We start from the raw sequence: 18,369 nt of genomic DNA on the forward strand, positions 1-18,369 counted from the left end.
GCGGCTGCTCCGAGTAGTGCGGTGATGAGCGCGGTTCTTGTTCGGGTTCTCGTGCGGGCGGGGTTGCTCACGCTGCTGGACCTCCGGTCACTTGACGGCTCCACTGGTGATTCCGGACACGATCTTTCGCTGGCCGACGAGGAAGACGGCGACCATGGGCAGGCTCATCACCACGACGTACGCGAAGACGAGATGCCAGTTGTTGAGGTAGAGCTGGGCGCTGGCGACCTGGTAGAGGTTGAGCGGCAGGGTCGCCCGCTCTCCGCCGCCGAGGACGAAGAACGCGTAGAAGATGTCGCTCCAGGCGTAGAGCATCACCATGATCGTCGCGGTGGCGATCACCGGCCGGAGCAGCGGCAGGACGATCCGCCAGAAGATCCGCCCCGGCGTCGCCCCGTCGATCCTGGCCGCCTCCTCCAACTCCATCGGGATGGCGCGGATGAAGCCGGTCATGAAGAAGATCGACGTGGACAGGTACATGCCGGTGTAGACGGCGATCATCCCCGGCCGGGTGTTGGCCAGCCCCAACTGCCGCAGTTCCATCACGATGGTGATGACGGCGGGCGGCAGCAGCAGTCCGCTGATGCACAGCGCGTACGCCGCCGAGACCAGCTTCGACTTGCGGCGGGCGAAGACCCAGGCGGCGCCTGCCCCGAGGATCAGCACCAGGACGACCGAGGGCACCACGACCAGCAGCGAGTTGAGGAAGCCGCGCAGCATCTCGCCCTGGCCGACGGCGTCCGCGTAGTTGCTGCCGGGCTGCCAGTGCCGGGGCAGGTCGAGGTTCGGCTTGATGGCCTCGGCCTGCGGCTTGGCCGACGTGACGGCGACCAGCCACAGCGGTACGCCGACCGCCAGCCCGGCGAGCAGGACGACGAGGGAAGGGCGGCCGTACCGCCACACCGTGGTCACAGCATCTGCTCCCTTCGCCGCAACCCCACGACCAGCGGAATCGCCACCGCGACCACCACCAGGAACAGGACGAGGCTCATCGCGGAGGCCTGGGCGTACAGGCCCTGCCCGAAGATCCGGAACATGTAGATGTTGAAGACCTCCGTGGAGGCCGCCGGACCGCCGCCCGTCGTGGCCTGCACGATGTCGAAGGTGTTCATCGAACCGATCAGCGCGGTGGTGACGTTGAAGGTGACCGCCGGGGCGAGCATCGGCCAGCGCACCGACCAGAAGGTCCGCCACGGCCCGGCGCCGTCCATCCGGGCGGCCTCCAGCATGTCGCCCGGAATGCCCTTCAGCCCCGCCAGGTAGATCAGCATCGACAGGCCCATCCACTTCCACCCGTGGATGAGCGTGACGATCACCAGCGTCCAGGTCGTCGACCCCAGCCACGGAAAGTCCGTACCGAGGACGGAGTTGAGAGCGCCGTCCTGGTCGAGCAGCGCCTGGAAGACGTAACCGGTCGCCAGCGCCGAGATCAGCACCGGCAGGAAGAAGACCGCGCGGAAGAACCGGTTGAAGCGGCTGTCGTCCTCCAGCAGCAGGGCGAGCACCAGCCCGAACCCGTTCTGGAACAGCGCCGCCAGCAGCGCGTACAGCAACGTCGTACGGATCGCGCGCAGCAGCGAGCCGTCGTCGGCGATGGTCCGGAAGTTGTCCAGGCCCGTGAAGGCGATGTCCGCGTGGTACGAGGACCAGTTGGTGAACGGGTAGTAGAAGTTCAGCAGGTTCGGCACCAGGAAGAAGCCCGCGAAGACCGCGATGGCGGGCAGCGCGAACCACCAGGGGTGGTGCACGGCGGCGCGCGGAAGTCGTCCCACGCCCTTGGGCGCGCCTTGCACGGATGGCTGCTTGCGCGTACGTACGACCGTGTCCGCCATGGTCAGAACCCGGGTGCGCCCTGGGCCTTGGCCACCTGCGCGAACTGGTCCTGGATCGCCTGCGCGACCTGCTGCGGGTTCTTCTTGCCGAAGATCATGTCGGCCAGGTACAGGTGCGTGTCGGGGGCGACGATCGCCTTGGCCTGGAAGACGCCGATGGCCTGGGGCAGGGCCGCGACCTGGGCCTTCGACGTCCCGGGCAGACCGTCGGGGGTGGGCACGGACGGCTGCACGGACGGGATCTTCATCGTCTTGATGTAGTCCGGGTAGTCCGGTCCGAGCCAGAAGGCGAGGAACTGCCGGGCCGCGTTCTGCCGCTTGTCGTCACCGGTCTTGAAGGCGACCACGCCGTTGGTCTGGTCGGGGGAGTACAGGCCGGTGGCCGAGGAGTTGGCGACCGGGAACCAGCCGATCTTCTTGTCGATCTCGGCGGTGGAGTACTTGGCCTGCAACTGGCTCTGGAAGGAGGTGACGTTGAGGACCATGCCGGCCTCGCCCTTCCAGAGCGCGTCGGCCTGCCCGGTGAAGGTGCCCGTCCGGAAGTTCTTCTGGGCGAGCCCGGCGTCGAGCAGCTTCTCCTTGTACTTCTTGATCGCGCCGACGACGACCGGGTCGGTCCACTTCTTCTTGTTCTGGTTCAGATCGGCCCACCACTGCTTGTCGAGGTCGGTGAGCTGGACCTGCATCTGCCACTGCAGGGGCCACTTGTCGCCGCCGGCCTCGTAGAAGGCGGCCGCGTCGGTCTTGTCGACGACCTTGTGGCCGAGGGCGAGCAGTTCGTCGTAGGACTTCGGGAAGTCCTTCTCGGTCAGACCGGCCCGCTTGAAGACGTCCTTGTTGTAGTAGACGCCGAGCATGGCGGGGCTGGTGACGATCGCCGCGTACCGCTTGCCGTCGATCATGCCGAGCGACTTCTCGGTGTCGCCGAGCTCGGCCTCCCACGGCTCCCCGTCGAGGGTGAGGAGGTTCTTCTGGGGCTGGACGAAGGGCAGCGTGGAGATCGACGGCTGCCAGAACATCAGGTCGGGACGGTCGCCGGAGGCCAGCTTCGTCGGCACGTTCTGCTCGTAGAGGTCCGGGATCGCCTGCGTCTCCACCTGGGCGCCGGTGGCCTTCTCGAAGGCGTCGATGACCTGTTTGGGCGCGTTGACCGTGTTCTGCGCGGTCCACATGGTCAGCTTCACGCCGTCCAGCCGCGCGGTCGGGTTCACCGCCGTCCGCTCGGCGTCCGAACCGGAGTCCCCGGCGGTCGGGTCACTGCACGCGGTGGCGGCCAGACCGGCGGCACATATCAGCGCCAGTGCGGGGAGAGCTCTTGTCTTCATCTCGTGCCTTTCGGAGCAGGCGGTTCGGTTCGGATGCGGGACTCACAACTGCTGGGCGCGCGGGGGACGTTCAGTCGCCGGGAGCGGGCGGTGGCCCCGAGCTCTCCCGCACCACCAGTTCCGGTACGGACACGGGATGCGGGGCGACCGGCGCGGACTCCTCCAGCACGCCGTGCAGCAGGGCGAACGCGGCCCGTCCGAGCCCGGTGAAGTCCAGGCGTACGGTCGTCAGGGACGGGGTCAGGAAGGCGGAGTGCGGGGCGTCGTCGAAACCGGCCACGCTGACCTCGCCCGGCACCGGCCGGCCCGACTCGTGCAGGGCGCGGAGCACGCCGAGCGCGAGGTCGTCGTTGCCGCACAGGACCGCCGTGACGGACGGGTCCTTCGCCAGCCTCAGCCCGGCCGCGTGACCGCCCGCCGGTCCCCAACTGCCCTGCACGGGGCGGGGTTCGGGGGCGCCGGCCTCCTTCAGGGCCTGCCGCCAGCCGCTGGTGCGGGCGCTGGTGCGGCGGGTGCTGGACGGGATGGCGACGTAGTGCACGGTCTCGTGGCCCAGGGCGAGCAGATGGCGGGTCGCCTGGTAGGCGGCCTCGCGGTCGTCGGTCCACACCCAGGGGCGGTCACCGCCGGGCGGGCTCGCCGGGGTCTCGACGACGCCGACGACCGGCAGCCCGGCGGGCACGGCTCCCAGCGCCCGTACCCCGGCCGGATCGTAGGCGATCACGATGAGTCCGCCGCCCGCGTCCGCCGCGCGCTGCACCTCGGCGGCGACGGCGGCCTCGTCGGCCGATTCCAGGACGCCGATCCCGACCGCGTAGGACGCCGCACGGGCGGCCTCCTCGATGCCCTGGAGGATCGAGGCGTAGCCGTAGTGAGTGGTGTTGGCGGTGAGCACGGTCACGGCGCGGCTGCGCCCGCTGGCCAGGGCGAGCGCGGTGGCGTTGCGGCGGAAGCCCAGCTCGTCGATGGCCGCGAGAACCCGTTCCCGGGTGGCCGGCCGGACGCTCGGGTGGCCGTTGATGACCCGGGAGACCGTCTGGTAGGAGACCCCGGCGGCGGCCGCGACGTCCCTGATGCTCGCCGGGCTCCTTGTGTGACCGGTCACATTCATGCCAGGATTGTGACCGGTCACACAGGGGTCGTCAAGAGAACGCAACGAGGGATTCACGAGGGGGCAGCACCTTGACCGGTACGGCGGACACGGACGTCAACGACGCGCAGAAGGCGTTCACTTGGGGGCACACGGCCCTGGAGGCCGAGTTCGCCGTCGCCTCCGACGGAACGCCGCGGCTGGTCAGGCTGGGTGACACCGATGCCGCCGACCCGGAAGCCGCCCTCCCGCTCGTCGAGCTGACCGCGCTCGGCCACGGCAGCGGCTGGTCGGGCCCGCGCTTCACCGGGACGGCCTTCGGCTCACGCCTGAAGTACCGGGGCCACCGCACCGGAACACGCGGCGACTGGGACTGGCTGACCGTCGAACTCCACGACGAGAGAACCGGGTTGAGCGCCTTCGCCGAACTGTCCTCCCCCTCCGGACTGCCGGTGCTCCGCTCCCGCGTCCGGCTCCGCAACGACGGCGGCGAACCCCTCGTCCTGCAGTCCGTCAGCAGTCTGCTGCTCGGCGGCCTGCCCTCCCCGGACGCCCTGGACGTGCACCGGGCCCGCAACGACTGGCTCGCGGAGTGCCGTTGGCAGTCCGAGCCGCTGCGCCGGACCGTCGCCGACATCAACGTCGACGCCCATCAGCACGACAGCCGGGCCGCGCTCGTCCTCACGGGGCGCGGAAGCTGGCCGACCGACGGCCATCTGGCGATGGGGGCGCTGACCCGGCGGGACAGCGGCCTGACCTGGCTGTGGCAGATCGAGTCCCCGGCCGGCTGGCGCTGGGACCTCGGCGAACGCGCCCACGGCACGTGTCTCGCGCTGAACGGCCCCACCGACGCCGAGCACCAGTGGCGGGTCCGGCTCGCGCCGGGCGAGGAGTTCACCACGGTGCCGGGGGCGCTGGCGCTGGGCTCCGGGTTGGACGCGGCGATGGGCGCGCTCACCTCCTACCGCCGAGCCGTACGCCGCCCGCACCCGGATCACACCGCGCTCCCGGTCGTCTTCAACGACTACATGAACACGCTGATGGGCGACCCGACGACCGAGAAGCTGCTGCCGCTGATCGACGCGGCCGCCGAGGCCGGGGCGGAGTACTTCTGCGTCGACTCCGGCTGGTACGACGACTGGGCGGACGGCGGCTGGTGGGACAGCGTCGGCGCATGGCTGCCCTCCGCGCGACGCTTCCCCGACGGCGGGATCCAGCGCGTCCTGGACCGGATCCGGGAGCGCGGCATGGTACCCGGGCTGTGGCTGGAGCCCGAGGTCGTCGGCGTCCGCAGCCCCGTCGCGTCCGCGCTCCCGCCGGAGGCCTTCTTCCAGCGGGACGGTGTCCGCCTCACCGAGCAGGGCCGCCACCAGCTCGACCTGCGGCACCCGGCCGCCCGCGCCCACCTCGACAGGACGGTGGACCGGATCGTCGGCGAATGGGGCGTCGGCTATCTCAAGCTCGACTACAACATCGTCGTCGACCCGGGGACCTGCGCGCCCGGCGACATCGCCCCCGGCGCCGGGCTGCTCGGACACGCCGAGGCGTACCTGGACTGGCTGACGGCCATCCTGGACCGCCACCCCGGACTGGTCGTCGAGAACTGTGCCTCCGGCGGCATGCGCATGGACGGCGCCACCCTGGCCGTCACCCAGCTCCAGTCCACCAGCGACCAGCAGGACCCCCTCCTCTTCCCTCCCATCGCCGCCGCCGCGCCGACCGCGGTCCCGCCCGAGCAAGGCGCCGTCTGGGCCTACCCGCAGCCCGAGTACGACGACGACCTGATCGCCTTCACCCTGGGCGGGGCGCTGCTCGGCCGCATCCATCTGTCCGGCCATCTGAACCGGATGTCCGAGCACCAGCGCGCCCTCGTCCGGGACGCGGTGAGCGCGTACAAGACGATCCGGGGGGATCTCGCGTCGGCCGTACCGTTCTGGCCGCTCGGCCTGCCGGGCTGGACGGACGCGTGGCTGGCGCTGGGGATGCGGGTGCCCGGCGGCCGTGCGGCGTACCTCTCGGTGTGGCGGCGGGGCGGGGAGCGTGAGCTTCGGGTGCCGGTCGCGCACTTGGCGGGCCGGGAGGTGCGCACGGAGATCCTGCATCCGTCCGGGGCGGCTGCGGGCACGGCGGTCTGGGAGGGAGAGGGGCTGCGGGTGACTCTGCCCCGTTCTCCCGGCGTGGTGTTGATCCGGCTGACATCGGACGTATAGGGACGCAGGGCCGTTGACGTACGCTCCCCCTGTTACTCCACCCCCCGAAGGCAGGAGCAGCAAGGATGCAGTACGTGAAGCTCGGTTCGACGGGCCTGGACGTGTCGCGGATCTGTCTGGGCTGCATGACCTACGGGCTCCCCGACCGCGGCGCGCACGAGTGGACCCTCGACGAGGGGGCGTCGCGGCCGCTGATCCGGCAGGCGCTGGACGCCGGGATCAACTTCTTCGACACCGCCAACGTCTACTCCGACGGCACCAGCGAGGAGATCGTCGGCAAGGCGCTGCGCGACTTCGCCCGCCGGGACGAGATCGTGCTGGCGACGAAGGTGAACGGCCGGATGCGGCCCGGACCCAACGGCGCCGGCCTCTCCCGCAAGGCGATCATGACGGAGATCGACCACAGCCTCACCCGCCTCGGCACCGACCACGTCGACCTCTACCAGATCCACCGCTTCGACCCGCACACCCCGGTCGAAGAGACGATGGAGGCCCTGCACGACCTGGTCAAGGCGGGCAAGGTGCGCTACATCGGGGCGAGTTCGATGTACGCGTGGCAGTTCTCCAAGATGCAGTACACGGCCGAGCGGCACGGCTGGACCACGTTCGTCTCGATGCAGAACTACTACAACCTCCTCTACCGCGAGGAGGAGCGCGAGATGCTGCCGCTCTGCGCGGACCAGGGCGTCGGCGTACTGCCCTGGAGCCCGCTGGCGCGCGGCCGGCTCACCCGGGACTGGGGCACGGTCACCGAGCGCAGCGCGGGCGACACCTTCGGCAGCCGCCTGTACGTCGACGGTGACCGCACCGTCGTCGAGGCCGTCACCCGCGTGGCGGACGAACGCGGCGTCCCGCGCGCCCAGGTCGCCCTCGCCTGGCTGCTGCACCAGGACACGGTGGCGGCCCCGATCGTCGGCGCCGCCAAGCCGCACCACATCCAGGACGCGGCGGCCGCCGTCGAACTCCGGTTGAGCGAGAAGGAGTTGGAGGAACTCCAGCAGCCCTACGTGCCGCACCCGATCATCGGCCACTGACGGTCCGAGGTGTCTCAGTGAGGTCCGTGCGGTTCGAACTCCGTGCCGCACGGGCCCGCGCCCTCGCTCTCCGGCAGCGGGACGCGGTCGCCGCTCATCGTCAGCGTGCGGTAGTAGCGGCCGATGCGCTCGGCGGAACGCCCCACGTAGTGGCCGATGAACGAGCGGCGGAAGCGGTCGGCCGTACGGTTGGGCTGTGAGCCGTGCACCAGGCTGCCGTTGAAGAACAGGACGTCACCCGGCTCCATGTCGACGGGTACGGCCGCCAGGCCGGGCGGCGGCGGCACGTACTCGCGGGCGAAGGACACCTCGGCGTCCGCGGTCTCCGGACAGAACAGGTCCATCTCATGCGTGCCGGGCACGACTTCGAGACCGCCGTTGCCCCGGTCGATCACATCGCAGGCGATCCACGCCGCCACACAGGTGCCCGGCTCGACCCGCAGATAGAAGTTGTCCTGGTGCAGCGCCTGTCCCCGGGCTCCCGGCGGCTTGAAGTAGAACATGCTCTGCGCGGCCAGCACCTCCTCCCCGAGTAGCACCTCCAGCACGCCCCGCAGCCGGGAGTCGAGCAGCACCCGCCGTGACAGCTCGTCGATCTCGTGCGGGTGCATCACCCTCGGATACACGCGCAGCGGGTCGGTGTCCGAAGGCCGGGGCTCGAAGTGCCCGGGCACCGGCCCGGCCGCGTGCAGCGCCGTGAACCGGTCGCACAGTGCCTCGATCTCGTCGCGGCCGAACAGCCCGCGTACGACGGTGAAGCCGTCCTCGCGGAACCGGCGGAGCCCGGCCTCGGGCAGGATGGGGGCGCCGGCGGCGCCGATGTCCGTGGCTGTCATGCGTCCACTCCTCGGTCAGGTGTCCTCGCCCGCCACGCTAGGCCGACCTGCGCCCGAGGAGGATGACCGTGAGCGCTGACGCATTGCCCGAGACTGCCGCGCCCGGCGACCCCGCCCCGCCCCCGGGCCTGGTGGTGGTCGGGCATTACGACCAGCCGCCGGGATACGGGGTCGACCGGCCGCGCGGCGCGGACAGCTGGCTGGTCACATGGACGACCGGCGGCCGGGGCCGGCTGCGGCACGGGTCGGCCAGGACGCGGGCCACGGCGGGCGCCCTGGTGGTGCTCGCGCCGGGTGTCCCGCACGGCTACGGCGTCGAACCGGGCGCACGGCACTGGGAGTTCTGGTGGGTGCACTGCCAGGCCCGGCCGTCCTGGCGGACCTGGCTGCGCCCGTACGACACCGGCGCCGGCCTGTACGTCGTGACGCCGACGCCGGATTCGGTGCACAGCCGTGTCGAGGCGGCGTTCCGCCGGATGCTCGCCGACGCCCGCTGGACGGGGACGGAGGCGCCGCCCGTCCTGGTGCCGGGGGACGAGTCCGTCGCCGTGGCCCACGGCACCGCTGCCCGTGAACTCGCCCTGTGCGCACTGGAGGAGATCGTCCTGCTCACGACGGGCACCGCGCGGGCACCGCGGCCCAGCCCCGGCGTGGACGCGCGGATCAGCCGGGCCCAGGCGCTGATCGCCGCGGATCCGGCCGCCGCGCACACGGTCCGCTCGCTCGCCGCGCACGTAGCGCTCTCGCCCTCCCGGTTCGCCCACCTCTTCACCCAGCAGCTCGGTCGGTCGCCGATGCGCGCGCTGCGCGAGGCACGTCTGCGGCACGCCGCCCGGCTGCTGGAGAGCACCGACCTGTCCGTGGAACGCGTGGCCGCCGCCTCCGGGTTCGCGAGCCCGTTCCACTTCAACCGGGTGTTCCGCGAACGGTACGGGACGCCGCCCGGCGCGTACCGGGCACCCGGTTCAATGGTTGGCGCAGGACTTGTGAAGGCACCGTGAAGGCGCGCGCGGGCGCATGACCAGGCGAAAAAGCGGGAGTGCGGCGTTTCAATGGTTTGCACTCACGTCGCTGGTGCGCTGAGTGAATGCCATTTCCGATTGTCTCGCGGATAGGCCGCAATGGTCAGGAAACCGGCTGTTGACCGTTCGTCAAATACCGACGGCCGTGCACGCAATGCACAATAATCCGGAGTCCCTTGTTCCCTGTCCCTGGCCTGTGCAAAGGTGTGCTTCGCTCCCACAAGTCCCGCGCTTCACAAGAGTCGCGTCCGGAGCATACCCCTTGGTATGGACCTTCAATGCCGCATGCCCTCCGGAGGAATGCCACCGTGCAAGACGCTGGCCTGTCGAATTCCCCTCACGACGCCCGTCTCTTCGAAGTGACCGACGCTGAACTGAGCACCGAACTCAAGAGGTGGACAGGGGCGACACCGGCGCTTCATCCCGTCGGTGAACTCCTCGACCGGCACTGGGAAGCGGGCGTCGCTTACGCGCGGCTGTGCACCGCGGACGCCGGATCCGCGGGAATGCTCACCACCGCGGCATTCACCCGGCTTTTCGGCGAAGCACTGCGACAGACCGGACCGACCGCCGCATGGCGTCCCCAACTGCTCGTCACCGTGGGCCGTATCGCCGCGGAGTGGGACACCGACCACAGACGGGAAATGCTCCACCCCGAACTGCGTTCCCAGGCGAACGACACGGAACGCGCCCGCGCCCGGCTGCTGCCGCCGGCGAACCGCCGGCTGCTGTCCGAGGCCTTCCAGCGGCTCCCCCAGTCGGCACGCTGCCTGCTGTGGCACACCGAGGTGGAGGCCGAACCGCTGGCCGTACCGGCCGGGCTCCTCGGCCTCGACGAGGAGTCCGCCCGCGTCGACCTGGGCCGGGCCCAGGAGCGGTTGCGCGAGGAGTGCCTCCAGGTCCACCGCGAACTCGCCCCTGAGCAGGAGTGCCGGCGTTACCTGCGGATGCTGGACGTGACCTACCGGCGCGGCGGCGTCGACATCGACCCCGACCTGCGCGAGCACCTGAACCGCTGCGGGCACTGCAGCGAGACCGCCGAGCACCTGCACGTCTTCAACGCGGGACTGGGTCTCGCCCTGGCCGAGGCGGTGCTCGGCTGGGGCGCGAGAGCCTACGTGGAGTCCAGAGCGAGCCGGCCCGACGAGCCGGCGCAGCCGGCGCCGGAGCCGACCGCGGCGATAGCGGGCGAGTCCTTCTTCTCCGACGGCACCGCCTCCCCTCCCCAGGGCGAGGTCCCCGGCCCTCCCACAGGCGCCCCCGGCCGCCCTGCGGCAGGCGCCCCCTGGGGAGAGGCTTCCGCGGACGCGGGCCTCGGCTCCGCGACAGCGACCTTCGCTCCCCTCGGCGAGGCACACGGCCCCGTGGGTGCGGCGTCCGCCTCTGGGGCAGGGACGTCCGCCCCCGCCGGTGAGACCCCCGCCGCGGCGGACGGGGTCCCCTCGGCCACGGGAACGCGCCCCCGAAGGGCACGCCGGACCGGCCGTCGGGCCGCCCCGCGAACCGACGTCGCCACCGCTTCCCCTGCCGGTGACGTCACCGCGTCCTCCCGCCCCGCCGACCCCATCGCCGCGCCCCGCCCCGGCACCCGTACCTTCTCCGGCCGCGCCGGCCTCAAGGCCGCCCGTCGCGCCGCCCGGCGCCGCAATCTCACCGCCGCGGTCGCGACCGTCAGCGCCCTGGTCGTCCTGCCGCTCGTCGTCTGGTCCGCCCTCGACTCCGGCGACGGACCCGCTCCGGCCGCACAGGACCGCCCCTCCGACGCGCCCAACTCCGGCGGAGGCTCCACCACCGGCAACCCCTCCTGGGCGGGCGCCGCCGAGGCGGCCAAGGGCGATCTGCGGGGCCGGCTGTACAACATCGGGTCGGGGCTGTGCGTCGGCGTCGCCGGCGGGAAGGCCGTCGAAGGGGCGGAGACCGAACTGGCCGCCTGCTCCTCGGCACCCGGCCAGCAGTGGTCGTACGAGACCGACGGCCTGCTGCGCAGTGGCGCCGACCCCGATCTCTGCCTCGACTCCCACCTCGGCTACTCGGTCCGGCTGGCCCCGTGCACGGCCGCCTCGGAATCCGCGACCAAGAACGTCCGCTACGACTTCACCCTCCAGGGCACCCTGGTTCCGCGCTTCGACCAGGACCTGGCCCTCAGCCCCGCCGCCACCGACGGCTCGGGCGCCCTGGTCCTCAAGTCCCGCGACGACGACGGTGACGCCCAGCACTGGGTGATCGACACCTCGAAGACGGAGCTCCAGATGGAGGTGGTCAACTGGGGCTCGGACGCCGGTACCGACACGGCGAGGACCCCCACGCCGACCCCGCCCCTCACCCCCGAACCGTCGAGGACACCGACGCCCACCCCGACCCCGTCCGCGACGCCGTCGTCCCCCAGGCCGACGCCCACGAGCCCGTCCCCGACCGACGCGTGCTCCTCCAACCCGTACTCCTGCTCATGGGACGGCCACTACGACTCGTCCGGCGGCGGGTACGGCGGTTCCGACGGCTATGGGGGTCCGGGCGGCCAAGGGGGCTACGGGGGCGGCGACGGATACGACGGCGGCGACGGATACGGCGGCGGAGACGGATACGGCGGCGGCCGCCGCTGACCCCGCCGACGCGGGCCGGCCCCGCGCCTCAAACGGATCAGCCGCCGGTGCCGGGCTGGACCACCGTCAGGAACACCGACGACTCGTTCCCGGCCACGGGCACCGCACCGGCCGTCCACGCCACCTTGAGCGGATCCCGCTCGTCCGGCGGTGTCACCAGCAGCGCCTCCGGCACCGCCGTACGGGCGCCGCTGATCTCGGGGCTGGCGAAGGTCAGCCCGGCCCACGCGCTGCGGCCGGGGGCCAGTTCGACGGTCGTGGGCGTGTCGGGGGAGCGCTTCGGATCAGGTCCGAGCTGTTCGCCGGACGCGTCCACGAACGCGGCACCGGGGTAGCCGCAGACGGTGCAGGTGCGGTCGGACTGGTTGGTCAGCACGATCGGGAAGTTCCGCTGCCCGGCCCCCGGGCTGGGGCGGCCGATGGACGCGCGCAGCTCGGAGGTGTGACAGCGCGCGGCGGAGGCGGCCGATTCGGTCGTAGGGCCGCCGGTGCCGGCCGGTGTCCGCACGGCGCCCGACGAGTCGGCGCCGTTGCCGCAGGCGGCCAGCAGGCCCAGGAGCGCTACGGCGCTCATCAGGGGAGGCGCCCGGTGTCCTCGTGCTGAGGTGGGAAATGCCCATGTACGTCCCATGGTGGTGACGACTCCCCGTTTTCGCACCGAGTACGCACGCAGGCTCATCCCTCGTCGAGGAGCCCGATCTCCGCCCAGATCGTCTTGCCGTCCGCCGTGTGCCGGCTGCCCCAGCGCTGGGTGAGCTGAGCGACCAGCAGCAGCCCGCGGCCACCCTCGTCGAAGGTCTTGGCGCGGCGCAGGTGCGGCGCCGTGTGGCTGGTGTCGGACACCTCGCAGATCAGGGTGGCCGCGTCGTGGATCAGCCGGAGCCGGATGGGGTGGGCGCCGTAGCGGATGGCGTTGGTGACCAGCTCGCTGACCACCAGCTCCACGGTGAACGACGCCTGGCTCAGACTCCAGGTGCCGAGCTGCTCCAGGGCCTGCTTGCGGATGGGCGCGACGAGCGCCGGATCGGCGGGGATGTCCCAGGTCGCGACCCGGGAGGCCGGCAGCCCCTGGGTGCGGGCCAGCAACAGCGCCACGTCGTCGGCGGCGCCGCCCGCCGGGAGCAGGGCGCGCAGGACGTGGTCGCAGGTCTCGTCCAGCGAGTCGGAGGGGGACGACAGCGCGTCGCACAGGAGCGCGTGGCCGGCGTCGACGTCGCGCTCACGGCTCTCGATCAGGCCGTCGGTGTAGAAGGAGAGCACCGTGCCCTCGCGCAGTTCGATCTCGGCGGACTCGAACGGCAGTCCGCCCAGTCCCAGCGGCGGCCCGGCGGGCAGCTCGATCTCCCGCGCCCGGCCGCCGGGCGGGACGATGACCGGCGAGGGGTGCCCGGCCCGGGCCAGCGTGCAGCGTCGGGAGACCGGGTCGTACACCGCGTACAGGCAGGTGGCGCCGACCTCGCCGGGACTGCTCCCGTTGCCGGTCTCCTCGGACAGCCGTACGACGAGATCGTCGAGGTGGGTGAGCAGTTCGTCGGGGGCGAGGTCGATGTCGGCCAGGGTGCGCACGGCGGTGCGCAGCCGCCCCATGGTGGCCGAGGCCTGGATGCCGTGGCCGACGACGTCCCCGACCACCATCGCGACCCGCAGCCCGGACAGCGGGATCACGTCGAACCAGTCGCCGCCCACCCCCGACCGCGCCGCCGGGAGGTACCGGGAGGCCGCGTCGAGTGCGGCGGTGCTCGGCAGGGACTGGGGCAGCAGGCTGCGCTGCAGGGCCAGGGCGGTCTCGCGTTCGCGGGAGTAGCGGCGGGCGTTGTCGATGCAGACGGCCGCGCGGGCCGTGATCTCCTCGGCCAGCAGCACGTCGTCGGGCGTGAACGGCTCGGGGTTCTTGAACCGGGTGAGCACGGCGACCCCGAGGGTGGTGCCGCGGGCCTGGATCGGCACCGACATGGTGGTGTGGATGCCGTACTCCTTGATCCGTTCGGCGCGTGCCGGGTCCCAGGCCAGCCACTCCTCCAGGTCGCCGGTCGACGCCGAGGCCACGATGGTGTGGCCCGCCAGCAGCGCGTCCGCCTGGGGCGACGGGGCGGGATACACATCGACCTGCCCCGGCTGGGCCACCGCTTCCGGGTCGCCCGCGTTGACGGACCGGTGGGCGGCCCGGCGCAGGCCGACCGGCGCGGTGAGCCGGCCGGTGGGCAACTCGCCGCCGTGCTCCTGGGGGTCCAGCAGGTCGACGCTCACGAAGTCGGCGAGCGCGGGGACACAGACGTCCGCCAGCTCCTGGGCCGTCCGGGTGACGTCGAGGGTGGTGCCGATGCGCACGCTCGCCTCGTTCACCAGTTGCAGCCGCTCCCGCGCCAGGTACTGCTCGGTGAAGTCGTGCGCGGCCACGGACACGCCGCGCACCCGCCCCTTGCCGTCGGTGATCGGCGCCATGCGGGCCAGCCAGGTGTGGGTTCTGTCGCCGCCGACCGGAATGTACGCCCGTACGTCGGTGCCCCGCCCCGTCGTGAGCACGCGCAGCAGTTGCCGCTCGATGTCGTAGCTCTGAGGTCTGCCGGTCAGCTCCGGCGCCCGCAGTCCACGCACGTTCTCCTCGGCCAGCATGAGGATCTGCGACATCACGCCGTTGATCCTGCGCAGCCGGAGCCGGTCGTCGTAGATCGCGATGGCGCAAGGGGAGGCGAGGAGCCCGACATGGTCCAGCGGATCGTCCGGCAGCCCTGGGCCGTCCGCCTCGACCGGCGTGACCACGAGCCAGCGGTCCGGGCCGTCGTCCTGCGCCCGCACCCGATGGGCGAGCAGCCAGACGGGCAGTGTGCCGCCGTCGCGATGACGCAGGGTGAGGACGCCGTCCCAACGGTCGCCCTCCGGAGCGAGGGTCCTGCCCCTGCCCCTGCCCCTGTCCGTGTCGGCCAGCAGATCCCCGGCGGGCAGCCCCACGACTTCGGCGGCGCGATGGCCCAGCAGCCGCTCGGCGCCGGCGTTCCACTCGACGAGCACGCCGTCGGCGTCGATGACCGCCCGGGCCGTCGCGGCCTCGTCGAACGGATACTCCGGGCTCATGCTCGCCACTCCACCACGCACACTCACCGTGAACAAGCGTGTCACTGAGGCCTCAGCCTAGTGCTTCGGCGACGCGCCCGTACCGGACCTCGGTCGCACCCTTGACTGGTCTCCGTGCCATCGCGTCAGAATCTGTTTGTTCGCGATCAGTTGTGAGTAATTCTGGGCCCTGATGAGGGAGAGCCGGCATGACAGTCACTCGAAGATCGGTACTGCTCGCCTCCACGGCCGCCCCGGTGGCCGGAGCGCTGCTGAGCTCGACGGCACAGGCCGCTGAGGCCGCGGACGCCGCTGGAGCCGCCGGTGTCGCGCACGGCCGCCGCACGGTCCCCCTGCGCGACGGCTGGCGCTTCGCCCTGGTGAACCCCGGCGGGATCACCGACCCGACCGGTGCCTACGCGGGCGCCGCCGAGCCCGGCTACGACGACTCGGGCTGGCGCGAGGTCGCGGTGCCGCACGACTGGAGCATCGAGTTCGCCCCGACCACCGAGCACGGCACCACCAGCGGCACCGGCTTCTTCCCCGGTGGCCTCGGCTGGTACCGCCTCGCCTTCACCTTGCCGCCGGCCCTCGCGGGCAAGCGGATAGCGGTGGAGTTCGACGGCGTCTACATGGACTCGTCCGTCCACTGCAACGGCAAGGAGGTCGGCCGCCACCCCTACGGCTACACCGGCTTCGCCTTCGACCTCACCGATCTGCTGCACACCGACGGCAGCACCGAGAACGTGCTCGCGGTCAAGGTGCAGAACCGGCTGCCGAGCAGCCGCTGGTACTCGGGCAGCGGCATCTACCGCGAGGCCCGCCTCGTCGTCACCGAACCGGTGCACGTGGAGCGCTGGGGCACGTACGTCACCACCCCGGAGATCACCGGGGAGCGGGGTGTCGTCCGGGTCCGGACCTCGGTGGTGAACGCCTCCGGCGGTGGCACGGACGTCGAGATCGTCTCGCGGATCCTCGATCCCAGGGGCCGTACCGTCGCCCGTACGTCCTCCACGGTCGCCGTCACCGACAAGACCACCGAGACCCATCAACTCACCGTTGACAAGCCCAAGTTGTGGGACTTCGCGACCCCGCACCACCGTTACACGCTCAAGACCGAACTGCGCGTCGGCGGCCGGGCGACCGACACCTACCGCACGACCTTCGGCTTCCGCACCTTCCGCTTCGACCCGGACGAGGGCTTCCACCTCAACGGCGCCCACGCCAAGATCAAGGGCGTCGACCTCCACCACGACCTGGGCGCCCTAGGCGCCGCCGTCAGCATCGACGCGATCCGCCGGCAGCTGACCATCATGAAGTCGATGGGCGTCAACGCCTTCCGTACCTCTCACAACCCACCCACGCCGGAGATGATCCAGGTCTGCGAGGAGCTGGGCATCGTCATGCTGGTGGAGGCGTTCGACTGCTGGCGCACCGGCAAGAACCGCTACGACTACGGCCGGTTCTTCGACGAGTGGGGTGAGAAGGACGCCACCGAGATGGTCCTCGCGGCCCGCAACTCGCCCGCCGTGCTCATGTGGTCCATCGGCAACGAGGTCCCCGACTCCACCTCCACCGCCGGGCTCGCCATGGCCGACCGGATCATCGACGCCATCAGGGCCGCCGACGACACCCGCCCCCTGGTCATCGGCTCCGACAAGTACCGCCGCCTGCCGGCCAAGGGCTCGGCGGCCGATCTGATGCTGGCCAAGCTGGACGGCCTCGGCCTCAACTACAACACCGCCAAGTCCGTCGACCAGTTGCACGCCGCCTATCCCCACCTGTTCCTCTTCGAGTCCGAGTCGTCGTCGGAGACCTCGACCCGAGGCGCGTACCAGGAGCCCGAGCGCCTCAACACGGGTGAGAACCACACGCCGGGCAGGCGGGCGACCTCGTCGTACGACAACAACCTCGCCTCCTGGACCATGAGCGGCGAGTACGGGCACAAGAAGGACCGGGACCGCAAGTGGTTCGCCGGGCAGTTCCTGTGGTCGGGCATCGACTACATCGGCGAGCCCACGCCGTACGACGTGTTCCCGGTGAAGGCGTCCTTCTTCGGCGCGGTCGACACGGCCGGATTCCCCAAGGACATGTACTACCTGTTCCAGAGCCAGTGGATCAGTGAGCCGATGGTCCATCTGCTGCCGATGACCTGGAACCACCAAGAGGGCGACACGGTCGAGGTGTGGGCGTACTCCAACGTCGACACGGTGGAGCTGTTCCTCAACGGGAGGTCCCTCGGCACGCGGACCTTCGACACCAAGAAGACCGTCGACGGTCGGGTGTACCTGGAGACCACCGAGGCGACCGGCGACGACAAGACCTTCACCGACGGCCCTTACCCGGGCAGCTACACCAGCCCGAACGGCAGTGCCGGCAAACTCCACCTCACCTGGAAAGTCCCTTACCGGCCGGGGGAGTTGAAGGCCGTGGCCCGCAGGGACGGCAAGGTCGTCGCCACCGACGTACTGCGCACGGCCGGGGAGCCGAGAGCCGTGCGGCTGACCGCCGACCGCACGTCGCTGGCCGCGGACGGCCGTTCGCTGGTCTTCGTGACCGCCGAGGTCGTCGACGCCCGGGGCGTGGTGGTGCCCGACGCCGAGGACCTGATCTCCTTCGAGGTGGCGGGCGGCTCGCTCGCCGGGCTCGACAACGGGAGGCAGGAGAGCGCCGAGCGCTACCAGGCCAGTACGCGTACGGCCTTCCACGGCAAGGCGCTGGCGATCGTACGGTCCGGCACGAGGACGGGCTCCCTGAAGGTGACCGCACGGGCCGAGGGGCTGCGGGCGGGCAGCGTGACCGTGCGCAAGACCTCCGCCCGGTCGGCGGCGCTGACCCCGGCCGCGGTGTTCGGACCCGACCTCCCCGCACCCCCGAACCACCCCCATGCGGACGCCAGTTACTCGGGCCGGCCCGACACCCTCCCGGCCGCGATGCTCGACGGCGACCCGGCCACCGGCTGGTCCAACGGCTTCCTCAAGGCGGCCACGGCCCTGCTGCCCGCCTTCGACGGGGCCCGGCCCGAGGACTGGGTCTGCGTGGACTTCGGACGGAGGCGGACCTTCGACCGGGTGGAGGTCTCCTTCACCGTGGACGCCACGCACACCCTGCCCGCCTCGGTCGCCGTCGAGGTCTGGGACGGCCGGCGCCATGTGCCCGTGAAGGGGGCCGCCGTGGACTGGGCCACGGCCTCGGACGCGCCGACCGCCGTCACCTTCGACGCCGTACGCGGCTCCCGGGTGCGGCTCACCCTGACCAGCGCTCATCCCGGGGAGGCGCGCGGGGCGGTGCGGATCAGCAAGCTGGAGGTGCCCACGAGCTGAGCCGCCGAGCGGTCCGGGCGGGAACCAGTCCCGTCCGGACCGTTGA

The 18,369-nt window shown here is 71.5% G+C and carries 12 protein-coding genes; 5 read left to right on the top strand and 7 right to left on the bottom strand.

The window, feature by feature from the left end; genetic code table 11:
• Positions 1-87: 87 nt before the first annotated feature.
• From ABZ078_RS17475 to ABZ078_RS17490, 4 genes are all read right to left on the bottom strand, one after another.
• Complete coding sequence (locus tag ABZ078_RS17475; RefSeq protein ID WP_356576098.1) at positions 88-912, bottom strand: carbohydrate ABC transporter permease; 825 nt, start codon at positions 910-912, stop codon at positions 88-90.
• The gene (locus ABZ078_RS17480) at positions 909-1,832 is read right to left on the bottom strand and encodes a sugar ABC transporter permease (RefSeq protein ID WP_356576100.1); all 924 of its coding nucleotides are present in this window, start codon (positions 1,830-1,832) and stop codon (positions 909-911) included. Before ABZ078_RS17480 ends, ABZ078_RS17475 begins: the two co-directional genes overlap by 4 nt.
• A 2-nt stretch (positions 1,833-1,834) precedes the next feature.
• Positions 1,835-3,157 (bottom strand): ABC transporter substrate-binding protein, encoded by a 1,323-nt coding sequence (locus tag ABZ078_RS17485; RefSeq protein ID WP_356576102.1) that lies wholly within the window; start codon positions 3,155-3,157, stop codon positions 1,835-1,837.
• Positions 3,158-3,227: 70 nt separating this feature from the next.
• Complete coding sequence (locus ABZ078_RS17490) at positions 3,228-4,268, bottom strand: LacI family DNA-binding transcriptional regulator (protein WP_356576104.1); 1,041 nt, start codon at positions 4,266-4,268, stop codon at positions 3,228-3,230.
• Between the two features lie 71 nt (positions 4,269-4,339).
• Here ABZ078_RS17490 and ABZ078_RS17495 point away from each other — a divergent pair, with 71 nt between their 5' ends.
• Together ABZ078_RS17495 and ABZ078_RS17500 are read left to right on the top strand one after the other, a co-directional pair.
• Positions 4,340-6,457, top strand: a complete 2,118-nt coding sequence (locus ABZ078_RS17495; RefSeq protein ID WP_356576106.1) for a glycoside hydrolase family 36 protein — start codon at positions 4,340-4,342, stop codon at positions 6,455-6,457.
• Positions 6,458-6,522: 65 nt separating this feature from the next.
• The gene (locus ABZ078_RS17500; protein ID WP_356576108.1) at positions 6,523-7,491 is read left to right on the top strand and encodes an aldo/keto reductase; all 969 of its coding nucleotides are present in this window, start codon (positions 6,523-6,525) and stop codon (positions 7,489-7,491) included.
• Between the two features lie 14 nt (positions 7,492-7,505).
• Here the strand turns inward: ABZ078_RS17500 and ABZ078_RS17505 are convergent, their stop codons facing one another.
• On the bottom strand, positions 7,506-8,327 hold the full coding sequence (locus tag ABZ078_RS17505; RefSeq protein WP_356576110.1) for a phytanoyl-CoA dioxygenase family protein: 822 nt from the start codon (positions 8,325-8,327) through the stop codon (positions 7,506-7,508).
• A gap of 62 nt (positions 8,328-8,389) precedes the next feature.
• Here ABZ078_RS17505 and ABZ078_RS17510 point away from each other — a divergent pair, with 62 nt between their 5' ends.
• Positions 8,390-9,328: a helix-turn-helix domain-containing protein gene (locus ABZ078_RS17510; RefSeq protein ID WP_356576112.1), complete on the top strand. Its 939-nt coding sequence runs from the start codon at positions 8,390-8,392 to the stop codon at positions 9,326-9,328.
• A 329-nt stretch (positions 9,329-9,657) separates the two neighbouring features.
• Entirely contained in the window at positions 9,658-11,949 is a 2,292-nt protein-coding gene (locus ABZ078_RS17515) for a ricin-type beta-trefoil lectin domain protein (protein WP_356576114.1), read from the top strand.
• Positions 11,950-11,986: 37 nt separating this feature from the next.
• Here the strand turns inward: ABZ078_RS17515 and ABZ078_RS17520 are convergent, their stop codons facing one another.
• The gene (locus ABZ078_RS17520; protein WP_356576116.1) at positions 11,987-12,523 is read right to left on the bottom strand and encodes a DUF4232 domain-containing protein; all 537 of its coding nucleotides are present in this window, start codon (positions 12,521-12,523) and stop codon (positions 11,987-11,989) included.
• Positions 12,524-12,624: 101 nt separating this feature from the next.
• The gene (locus tag ABZ078_RS17525; RefSeq protein ID WP_356576119.1) at positions 12,625-15,021 is read right to left on the bottom strand and encodes a SpoIIE family protein phosphatase; all 2,397 of its coding nucleotides are present in this window, start codon (positions 15,019-15,021) and stop codon (positions 12,625-12,627) included.
• A gap of 188 nt (positions 15,022-15,209) precedes the next feature.
• Here ABZ078_RS17525 and ABZ078_RS17530 point away from each other — a divergent pair, with 188 nt between their 5' ends.
• Complete coding sequence (locus tag ABZ078_RS17530; RefSeq protein ID WP_356576120.1) at positions 15,210-18,323, top strand: glycoside hydrolase family 2 TIM barrel-domain containing protein; 3,114 nt, start codon at positions 15,210-15,212, stop codon at positions 18,321-18,323.
• Positions 18,324-18,369: the final 46 nt, after the last annotated feature.

This window comes from Streptomyces sp. NPDC006385 (assembly GCF_040612485.1).
Classification (GTDB): domain Bacteria; phylum Actinomycetota; class Actinomycetes; order Streptomycetales; family Streptomycetaceae; genus Streptomyces.